We start from the raw sequence: 10,393 nt of genomic DNA on the forward strand, positions 1-10,393 counted from the left end.
CCCCTTTGAGGGGCCAAAAATCTAAAGCCCCCGGCTTTGCCGGGGGATACTTACTGGCATAGCATGCCTATTCATCAGAAGATCAATAATTATTATTTTAAAAATATAATTACAAGTGTCGTCAAATTGTACTTACCGCGTCAGAGGGGGAAAGTGCCCCACTCGTCATGTGCCAAGGTCGCATGACTTCCACTTGATCGTGAGTACCGCATCAGCGTGTTCTGGTTTACAGGTACCAAACGAGCCGTTTGTCTCACCCTGCATCCTTCTCTCACAGGTTTCAACAGGGATACCATCTTCTCCTCTGGCAGACGACTTTGTTCAAGCACGCTCCCTTTCCGTTGCGAAAAATGCTTTTCACATGTCCGACAGCAGAGACCACGAATGCGATGATCCTTCCCGCCCCATCCATGCCATCTCAAGTTTCCCTTGCCTCGAAATCCGAAATCTGGACAATACGGGTTCTAAAAACAGAAAACTTCAATCTGATGAACCGTTCTTTCGATAACGGATGGATGGGAGCGTGGTTAGGTTAACGTGAGACACCATCGAAAATTCAGTCGGAATGATCACGCCTCCCAACGGGTAAACGTGCCCCCCAGCGCTGTCCTGACGGATACCGGTGGGGGAAGACGGCGCGTGCCGATTTTTCGCGGGGCGAAAAATCGCTTTTGGGAAGGGCGCGCAAAAGGAAAAGTCAAAGGATGCCGATCAGATCAGCGTAAAGATTTGAAAAAAATAAAGGTCATAACAAAAACCTCGGAGGCGCAGCCTCCGAACTTCCGCCGGGGGCCTTGCGGCCCCTCGTCCCCCGCAACAGTGGGCAGCATTTGTCGCCGCGCCGTCAGAAGTTCGGTTTCCTCCCTCTCCCTCAATGCACCAGCTTTTTGTAGTGAACGCGATGCGGACGATCCGCCTCCGGGCCCAGACGCCGCTTGCGGTCCGCCTCGTACTCCTGATAGTTCCCCTCGATGAACACCACCCGTGAATCGCCCTCGAAGGCGAGAATATGGGTGGCGATGCGGTCCAGAAACCACCGGTCGTGGGAGACCACCACCGCGCTGCCGGCAAAGTCGGTGATCGCATCTTCCAGCGCTTGCAACGTCTCCACGTCCAGATCGTTGGTCGGTTCGTCGAGCAACAACAGATTGCCGTTCTGCTTGAGCACCAACGCCAGATGGGCCCGGTTGCGCTCGAGGGGGAAAGTGCCCCACTCGTCATGTGCCAAGGTCGCATGACTTCCACTTGATCGTGAGTACCGCATCAGCGTGTTCTGGTTTACAGGTACCAAACGAGCCGTTTGTCTCACCCTGCATCCTTCTCTCACAGGTTTCAACAGGGATACCATCTTCTCCTCTGGCAGACGACTTTGTTCAAGCACGCTCCCTTTCCGTTGCGAAAAATGCTTTTCACATGTCCGACAGCAGAGACCACGAATGCGATGATCCTTCCCGCCCCATCCATGCCATCTCAAGTTTCCCTTGCCTCGAAATCCGAAATCTGGACAATACGGGTTCTAAAAACAGAAAACTTCAATCTGATGAACCGTTCTTTCGATAACGGATGGATGGGAGCGTGGTTAGGTTAACGTGAGACACCATCGAAAATTCAGTCGGAATGATCACGCCTCCCAACGGGTAAACGTGCCCCCCAGCGCTGTCCTGACGGATACCGGTGGGGGAAGACGGCGCGTGCCGATTTTTCGCGGGGCGAAAAATCGCTTTTGGGAAGGGCGCGCAAAAGGAAAAGTCAAAGGATGCCGATCAGATCAGCGTAAAGATTTGAAAAAAATAAAGGTCATAACAAAAACCTCGGAGGCGCAGCCTCCGAACTTCCGCCGGGGGCCTTGCGGCCCCTCGTCCCCCGCAACAGTGGGCAGCATTTGTCGCCGCGCCGTCAGAAGTTCGGTTTCCTCCCTCTCCCTCAATGCACCAGCTTTTTGTAGTGAACGCGATGCGGACGATCCGCCTCCGGGCCCAGACGCCGCTTGCGGTCCGCCTCGTACTCCTGATAGTTCCCCTCGATGAACACCACCCGTGAATCGCCCTCGAAGGCGAGAATATGGGTGGCGATGCGGTCCAGAAACCACCGGTCGTGGGAGACCACCACCGCGCTGCCGGCAAAGTCGGTGATCGCATCTTCCAGCGCTTGCAACGTCTCCACGTCCAGATCGTTGGTCGGTTCGTCGAGCAACAACAGATTGCCGTTCTGCTTGAGCACCAACGCCAGATGGGCCCGGTTGCGCTCGCCGCCGGAGAGAACCTTGACCTTCTTCTGCTGATCCTGCCCCTTGAAGTTGAACCACGACACATAGGTGCGCGAGTTGATCTCCCGGCCACCCAGATCCAACATGTCCAACCCGCCGCTCACCGCCTCCCACAGGGTCTTGTCCGGCTCCAGCGTGCCGCGGCTTTGATCCACATAGGCCAGCTTGACCGTCTCGCCCAGCTTGATGCTGCCCGAATCGGGCTGCTCGGTGCCGGTCAACATGCGCAGGAAGGTGGTTTTGCCCGAACCGTTGCCACCGATCACCCCGAGAATGGCCCCACGCGGCAGGATGAAGGAGAGATCCTCCATCAAGAGACGTCCGCCGAACCCCTTGCTCAATCCCTCGACCTCGATGACGTTGCCGCCCAAACGCGGACCCGAGGGGATGAACAACGTGTTGGTTTCGCGGCGCATCTCGCGGGTGCGCGATGCCAACTCCTCATAGGCGCTCACACGCGCCTTGCTCTTGGTCTGACGGGCGCGCGGCGAGGAGCGGATCCACTCCAATTCGACCTGCAACCGTTTGTGCAACGCTTCATCCTCGCGCTTTTCCTGAATCAGGCGGGCATCTTTCTGCTCCAGCCAGGAGGTGTAGTTGCCCTTCCAGGGGATGCCGCGACCACGATCCAACTCCAGAATCCAGCCGGCGGCGTTGTCGAGGAAATAACGGTCGTGGGTCACGGCCACGACGGTGCCCGCATAGTTCTGTAGAAACCGCTCCAGCCAGGCCACCGATTCGGCATCCAGATGGTTGGTTGGTTCATCGAGAAGCAGCATGTCCGGGGCGGAAAGCAGCAACCGACACAACGCCACGCGGCGTTTTTCGCCACCCGACAGCATGGAGACATCCGCATCCCACGGCGGCAGACGCAACGCATCGGCGGCGATGTCGAGTTTGCGGTCCAGATCCCAGCCGTCGATGTGGTCGATCTGCTCTTGCAGGGCGCCTTGTTCCTGGATCAAGGCGTCCATGTCCGCGTCCGGGTCGCCGAACTTTTCGGAGACCTCGTTGAACCGTTGCAACAGATCCTTGATCTGCTGGACTCCCTCTTCGACGTTGCCGCGCACGTCCTTGGAGGGGTTGAGTTGCGGTTCTTGCGGGAGGAATCCGGCGCGAATGCCGGGCGCGGCCTTGGCCTCGCCGGTGAATTCGGTGTCGATGCCGGCCATGATGCGCAACAACGACGACTTGCCCGCGCCGTTGAGTCCCAATACGCCGATCTTGGCGCCGGGCAGGAAGGATAACGAGATATCCTGCAGGATGACCCGATTCGGGGGGACCGCCTTGGTCATGCGGTACATGGAGTAAATGTATTGCAGTTCAGCCATGCGCGTCGCTCTTGTTGAAGGTGTTTGGTGAGGCCGTTCATGGAATCACCAGATGCACTCGGTTCGAACGTTTCGAACCGAGTTTGAACCCATTTCTTCGCGATCTGGCGGGCCATCCGGGCCCCGCGTCCACCAAACAGGCTAGTTCACATGGGTCAGCCAGCCGAGATGGTCGGGATGGCGGCCATGCACCACGTCGAAGAACCGTTTCTGGATCTCCTTGGTGACCGGTCCGGCGCGTCCGATGCCGATTTTGCGGTTGTCGAGTTCGCGGATCGGGGTGATTTCGGCGGCGGTGCCGGTGAAGAAGGCCTCTTCGGCAAGAATGACCGCGTCACGCGGAAAACGTTGCTCGATTACCGGCAGTTTCATCTCGGCGGCGATGGTGATCACCGTGTCACGGGTGATGCCATCCAGGGCCGAATCGAGCGGCGGGGTGATCAGCCGACCTTTTTGCAGGATGAAGATGTTCTCCCCCGATCCTTCGGACACGAACCCTTCGGGATCCAGCAGCAAGGCCTCCTCGTAGCCGCAGGCGATCGCCTCGGACTTGGCCAGGATCGAGTTGGGGTAGTTGCCGACCCCTTTGGCGCGGGTCATGGTGATGTTGGGATGGTGACGGGTGTAGGAGGAGGTTTTGACGCGGATGCCGTTCTCCATTCCTTCCTCGCCCAGGTAGGCGCCCCATTCCCAGGCGGCCACGGTGGCATGCACCTGGCATTTGGCCGGATTGAGTCCCATGCTCTCCGCGCCGTAGAAGGCCAGGGGGCGGATGTAGCCGGATTGCAGGCTGTTGGCCTTGAGCACCGCCAGGCAGGCGCCGGCGATTTCGTCCTGGGAGAAGGGCATGGCCATGCCCAGGACGTGGGCGGATCCGAACAGACGCTCGACATGTTCCTTGAGGCGGAATACCGCGGGGCCCGTATCGGTCTTGTAGCAGCGGATGCCTTCGAAGACGCCGAGTCCGTAGTGCAGGGTATGGGTCAAAACGTGGACCTTGGCCTCGCGCCACTCCACGAGTTGTCCGTCCAGCCAGATTTTTCCGTCTTTGTCGTACATGAGCGTAACTCTTTATCCGCGCAGGTTGTGATGGGAACGGCCCGGTTCCGAGATGTATCCTTACGTCCGAACAGCCATTCTAGCACATCGATTTCCGTTTCGGGAGCAATCAAACGCATGAGGCTTGGGATTTTCGGTGAAAATATCCCCAGGGTGTCAAACCCGGATTGGCATCAATGTTGCTCAATCTCTAATAACGCGTGCCTGGAACGGTCGAAAAGCCGTCACGACGGGAACGAAACCATCCAGGACACGATCAAACTATCACGAGATCTGAAATACAAAGAGTCCAACCATGAGCGAGGCCTTGTTATCCACCATTCGCACGCTGACCCGGAGTCCGGAAGCGGTGCGCGTGACGAGCGTCGGGAGCGCCCAACGTGGGCGTGTCGGGGATGATGGGGTGTCTTTCCGGGGATACCTGCCGGAAAACGAAAGCATCAAGGAACCCGAAGTCGTCGCGGAAGCTCCGGTCTCCCGCATGACCGGTTCCGCGGGTGATCTGGCCGCCCTGAGTGGTCGCCTGGAAGGGGGCGCCGGTTCCCGTTTCGGTCAGGAAGAGGCGGCCATGGCCTCTCTCGAATCCGAGCCCGAAGCCTGGACCTTCGTGGCCCCGAGCGTGGCGGCTCCGACCCCGACCCCGGCTTCGCGCCTGAACGCCAATGCTTCATTCAAGATTTACGCCCGCGCTGCGGATCATGGCCTGGACCCTGCACGGGTCTCGGTGATCCCCGAGGAGCGGAGCGCGGAGAAGCGTCGTTGATCGTTTTCCAAGCAATGGAAGGATGACCCATGAACAGCCGTGGCAACGTGACCCAAGCCGAGATCATGATCACGCTCATGCAACTGGAACGCGATCTGGAAAAGGAGCGTCTGGATTGCGCCCGTCCCCTGATCGAATCGTTGCGTCACGCCCTGGTGCGGGATGCCAAGATGCTCAATACCCCGCCGGGGATCCTGTCGGTTCAGGGATGGATTTCGCTGCTGGGTCGTTGGGAGGAGGATCTGACCCATATCCCGGCGCGGCGCATGCGATTCGTGCGCGGCTTTTTCCAGGAGTTGCAGGAGCGTGCCGATGTCACCGGCTCTCCGATCGGCATGGCCATCGATGAGCTGTCCGGCCTGATCGAGGTGCAATTCCGCAAGGCCGACACCCTCGCCGCAGCCTGAGTCGTCGCTCCGGGAGAGAGGGCGCAAACCTTCCTTGCCCACCCCTTTGGACGAGTCTGGCGAGATGCGCCTGGGGGAAAATTGGATTTTTTGGTCTGTCTTGCGTCAATCGTCCTGTCTTGACCGTGAAAGTTTGTGATAGGATGTTCGCCTGTTGATCCTTACAACCAGGCAAACGATCGGCATCCCAAACAGTCATGGAAGCGGTCAGACCAGCGGTTCCCCCCTCCACGCGATCCGCCGATCCCAGGCGGACGAGTCGTCGTCCGCAATTTTTCCAGGCCCCCAGTCATGCCCCGATCTGGCGCACCCTGCGTTCCGCTTTGCTGCGCGCCGAGGGGTTGATCCTTGTCACCGGTCCCGAGGGGAGCGGCAAGAGTGCGCTTGTCAAACGCCTGCCCGGCATGATCCCGGACAATCGCGATCTGGCGGTCATCCAATCCGCAGCCCTCAAGGATGCCGAATTCCTGCGTCAACTCATTGCCGCCACCACCCTGGCCAGGGATGAGAGCGGGGCGTTGATTCCCGTCGAGGACGACGCCCTGGTCCCCGAGTCGTGGGAGGAGGGTGGACGGGTTCTCCTTCCCGCCATGAGCATGCAGGATCTCCTGGACGCCCTGGAAGAGCGGGTGGCCATGGGGCGCAAGCTGGTGTTGGTGGTCGATGATGCCCATGCCCTGACGCCGGGCGCCATGACCTGGCTGGACATGCTGGTCCGGTTCGTCTCCGAGGAGATCCGACCCGTGCAACTGGTGCTGGTCGGGCGTCCCGAGTTGCGCGGACTGCTCGACGCCGAGGCGGACATCAACCTGTCGAGTCAACTGGTGGGGAGTTGCGAGGTGCCTCCCCTGACCCGGCGTGAGGTCTGGGACTTCTTGCGTTTTCAGCTCGACCGGTTGCTGGAGAGCCCGGTCAAGCTCTCCGTGTTTGCCTGGATGGAGATCTACGGTCACTCCCAGGGGATCCCCCTCAAGATCGAACTGCTGTTGAAACGCCTGCTCCCCCTGATCCGGCAGCGTAACGCCAAGGCGGTCGATCGGGCCATGGTGCGGCTTGCCATGACCATGGGGCGTCCCATGCAACCCGGTTCGTTCGTGGGTTGGACCCAGAGGCAGAGGTTGGCCGCCGTAGCCGGTGGGGTGGTGATGCTCCTGGCGGGGGTGGGGCAGGTGGCCGGCTGGTTCGGTTCCGCACCCGACGCGGGGGAGACCGCGGTGGTCAAGAAAGGAGGCCCGGGAGAGAGTACCTCCTACGTCAAGATCATCGAACCAGAGACTTCGATCTCGGGCAAGAGCGACAAACCAGCGGACAAGAGCGCCAAATCGGACAAGGCGGACAACAAAACCGGTAAGCCGGTGGAGAAAAGCGACAAGTCTCCCTCCACCAGGGAGGGCAAGCCCGCCGATGAAAAGGGGGATGACAAGGGCAACATCGTCAAGAAGCGTTACTGGGAGCCGAATATGCCGGTTCGGCCCGAGACTCCCCCCTCGCCCCAGACCCTGGAGCGCATGGAGGCGATGGTCGAGGCGCTCGACAAGCTCACCGCCGAGCCGCAGCCGCCACGACCCACCCCTCCCGTCGATCCCGAGGCGTTCCGCAAGCGCTATCAGACCGCCAGGGTGATCAGTTCGACCGCACCAGCGGATCCGGTTGCCGAGGGGGTGCCCTCTCCGGTCGCCGAGAGTGCCGAGAGGTCGCCGCCCCACGATCCCAAAAAAGGTGGTGTCGTGTCGCCGCCCACGCCGGTCCCGTTGCGGAATCCCCGTACCGGGCAGGTCTATGACCCCTTCCTGACCCGTTCGGCTCCGGCTCCGGCTCATGTTCCGAGTTCGGCGGTATCGCCGGCTCCGGCGGTGCCTGTCGCGGCGTTGGAGTCTGGCGCGGAGGAGGAAGGCGTGCCGATCCTCAAAGCGCGCGATCTGGGACGCAAGCCGCCACCTCCGGTTCCTCCTCCACCGGCCCCGCTGGCCAAGGTGACCACCGCGCCGCTTCCCGAAAGGAGCGAGTCGCCTGGCAGTTCCGACAAATCCGAGGAGAAGCCGGAGGAGAGCAAGCCCAAGCCCATCGTGGCCAAGCCGGTTCCGGTCAAGCCCAAGCCGGCGGATCATCCTTTGCCAAAGATCTCCGGAGTGGCGACCGAAAAGTCGTTTCGTTCCGTGGGGCGGGTCTATGTGGTGCAGACCGGCTCGTTTGCCAAGGTGGATGGCGCCGACCAATTGAAACGGACCTTGGCCGATCATGGTCGGGGCGATCCCTATGTGCATCTTTACGAACGCAAGGGCAAGCGGCTTTATTCGGTGCGTTTCAACTTCCGTTCCCGTGATGCCGCCGAACGCATGGCCAAAACCATTCAGGATCAGGATGGTCTGACAACCAAGGTAATGGAATTGAATTACGATTGACCGGCCATGTGCCGGTCTGAGAGGCTGTTTGGCAAATGCCAAACAGCCTGGCGGGCCATGAATGGCCGCCCAATTGCGCAGCCATTTGAGAAGCACGAATCGATTGTTTCGATGCGTGCAGATTTGGTGATTCAAGGATCGCGCATCCGTGCATCACCGTTGCCGGTCTCCTCATGCCCTTCTGCCGTATCGATTCCCTTGGACCGTTCTTCTCCTCCCATGACCCATTCCGACGATCCGCCCATCATCCCAACGGCATCCTTTGTCTGGAACCCGGACGGCTCCGGCGCGTTTGCCGCGCTGATGGGCGGTCAGGGGCATTGGGATGTCCAGGGGGGTGGCGGCTGGCGTGACGGGCGCGGGGTGGTGGCCAGTTGGCGCGCGGATGGGAGTTGGTGGTTGACATGGGGAGAACGGCGGTGGTCGGGACGCGCGGATGGTGCCTTCGAGATGAAGGACCCCCATTCCGGCACCGCGCGTGCGGATGCGGCGGGTAATGGTCAATGGGCGTCCTTGTCGGGATCCAAGGGGTTGTGGCGTGCGGATGGTTCTGGCCAGATCCAGCATGCCGACGGTGCGGTGGAGAGTTGGAGTTCGTTCGGGGGGCGTGTTTTCATCACTGCGGACGGGGAGGAGCATGCGCCGGGCGAGTGTCGGATGGGGCGGTTCCCGTACGAGGATGGTTCGGTCGTTGAATTTTTCGCGGATGGTTCCGTCTGTCTGACCGAAGCCGATGGGGATCTTTGGCGTTATCCATCCGGTCGTGGTTGGGCGTGGGAGGGGGTGGATGGTCAGAGGATGCGCTGGGATCCCGAGGCGGGGTTCAGTCATGCGACCCCGGATGGCCATCGACTTGTTTTGGGTGTGGACGACCGGTTGATCTGGGAGGAGCCTGGATGCACCAGTTGGTTGAACGAGGATGGGAGCGGCGGTTGGATCGGCGTGGCGGGTGCCTGGGGTGTTTGGAAGGCGGACGGGGCTGCGTGGTATCGTGATGCGGCGGGGCGGGTGGTCTGGAGGGATGGGCATGGTTTGATCGGATGGTCTTTTCCGGATGGTGCGCGGGGTGGATGGGATTCCCAGGGTGGTCAATGGCGTGTGGATGGTGTGTTGTTTTCCTTTTCCGAGGGGGTGTTTTCTCGGAATTGGGAGGGTGGTTCCGTGGTTGGTTTGGAGATGGAGGCGTCCGATGAGATAACATTGGCTCGCGATCATGGGTTTGTCGAGGTTTGGGAGCCGGGGATTTTCACCGTTCAGGATCCGGACGAGTCGATTTGGGTGCGGCGTGCGGATGGTTCGGGCTCCTGGTCGAGCACGGCGGGTGAGTTGGACACCTGGGATGCCGAGGGGCGGCATCAACGGGTGTGTGTCGATGGGACGCGCGTGCGTTGGGATCCGGAGTCCGGGTATGATGTTCTTGGAGCGGAGGGGAGTTGGCGGGTTGAGTCTGGGCAGGTGGCGGTCGGGGAGATTGATCCTGGCGCGTTGTTGGCCGGGGATGGGGAGATGCTTGTCCGGTTTGAGGCGTTATGGGATGTGATGAAGATGACCGCGCGTCGGGATCGGCTGGTGGGGCGTATGCATACGGTGTTGGAGCGTGTGGGGATGGAGGCGGGGGGTGTGGTGGGGGATTCCGGATTGGCGCATGGGGATGCGTTGTTGCGGCGGATTCGGGTGATGCGTCGGTGGGTGGAGATTCTGGAGCGGTTGAGGTGGTTGGAGCATCAATGGCGTCGGCCTGGGCGGTGGGTGGGGCAGGGGGCGGGGGTAGGGGAATTGTTTGACTGATGGGGTCCAGGAGCCAATGGCCCCTGGTGGGGTTCGGGGCAAAGCCCTGAGGTTTTGTTTTTTTGTTTTTGTCCTTGTCTTTGCTTTTCGCGCTTTTTGCGAAAAATGCGCAGCTTGCACGTCAGAACATAAGCTGCCTCCGGCAGCCGGTTTTTTCGGGCCATGTTCGCGGGATTGTTTCGCCAAAGACGCGAAACAATCCCGCAGCCAAGGCGGCGCGCAGCGTTTTTTCGCACAAGGCGCGAAAAAACGCTTTTTTGAAGAGCGCGCCAAAAGCAAAGAGAGAAAGAACAAATATTGAGGAGTCAAAGTCAAAACCTCGGAGGCTCTGCCTCCGAACCTCCGCCGGGGACCTTCGGCCCCCCGTCCCCCGCAAC

At 60.4% G+C, this 10,393-nt stretch carries 7 protein-coding genes and 1 pseudogene; 5 read left to right on the forward strand and 3 right to left on the reverse strand.

Annotation, left to right across the window (positions count from 1 at the left end; translation table 11 throughout):
• Positions 1–871: 871 nt before the first annotated feature.
• The 3 genes and pseudogenes from ACV4UY_RS15935 to ACV4UY_RS15945 form a co-directional block, all read right to left on the reverse strand.
• Positions 872–1,195 (reverse strand): annotated as a pseudogene (locus tag ACV4UY_RS15935) (energy-dependent translational throttle protein EttA); the annotation flags it as partial.
• Positions 1,196–1,923: 728 nt separating this feature from the next.
• The gene (ettA, locus tag ACV4UY_RS15940; protein WP_420904075.1) at positions 1,924–3,597 is read right to left on the reverse strand and encodes an energy-dependent translational throttle protein EttA; all 1,674 of its coding nucleotides are present in this window, start codon (positions 3,595–3,597) and stop codon (positions 1,924–1,926) included.
• Between the two features lie 141 nt (positions 3,598–3,738).
• Positions 3,739–4,656 (reverse strand): branched-chain amino acid transaminase, encoded by a 918-nt coding sequence (locus ACV4UY_RS15945; protein ID WP_491608546.1) that lies wholly within the window; start codon positions 4,654–4,656, stop codon positions 3,739–3,741.
• 295 nt (positions 4,657–4,951) lie between these two features.
• Between ACV4UY_RS15945 and ACV4UY_RS15950 the strand changes: the two genes are divergently transcribed.
• The 5 genes from ACV4UY_RS15950 (at position 4,952) to ACV4UY_RS15970 (ending at position 10,317) form a co-directional block, all read left to right on the forward strand.
• Positions 4,952–5,419, forward strand: a complete 468-nt coding sequence (locus tag ACV4UY_RS15950; RefSeq protein WP_491608547.1) for a hypothetical protein — start codon at positions 4,952–4,954, stop codon at positions 5,417–5,419.
• A 29-nt stretch (positions 5,420–5,448) separates the two neighbouring features.
• Positions 5,449–5,826 carry a hypothetical protein gene (locus tag ACV4UY_RS15955; RefSeq protein ID WP_491608548.1) on the forward strand — a complete coding sequence of 126 codons (378 nt, stop codon included), beginning with the start codon at positions 5,449–5,451 and terminating at the stop codon, positions 5,824–5,826.
• A gap of 197 nt (positions 5,827–6,023) precedes the next feature.
• A complete protein-coding gene (locus tag ACV4UY_RS15960; protein ID WP_491608549.1) occupies positions 6,024–8,228 on the forward strand; it encodes an AAA family ATPase in 2,205 nt (734 codons plus the stop codon).
• A 219-nt stretch (positions 8,229–8,447) separates the two neighbouring features.
• Positions 8,448–10,016, forward strand: a complete 1,569-nt coding sequence (locus tag ACV4UY_RS15965) for a hypothetical protein (protein WP_491608550.1) — start codon at positions 8,448–8,450, stop codon at positions 10,014–10,016.
• A gap of 16 nt (positions 10,017–10,032) precedes the next feature.
• On the forward strand, positions 10,033–10,317 hold the full coding sequence (locus ACV4UY_RS15970; RefSeq protein WP_491608551.1) for a hypothetical protein: 285 nt from the start codon (positions 10,033–10,035) through the stop codon (positions 10,315–10,317).
• Positions 10,318–10,393 lie beyond the last annotated feature (76 nt).

The organism is Candidatus Magnetaquiglobus sp. (assembly GCF_058402785.1).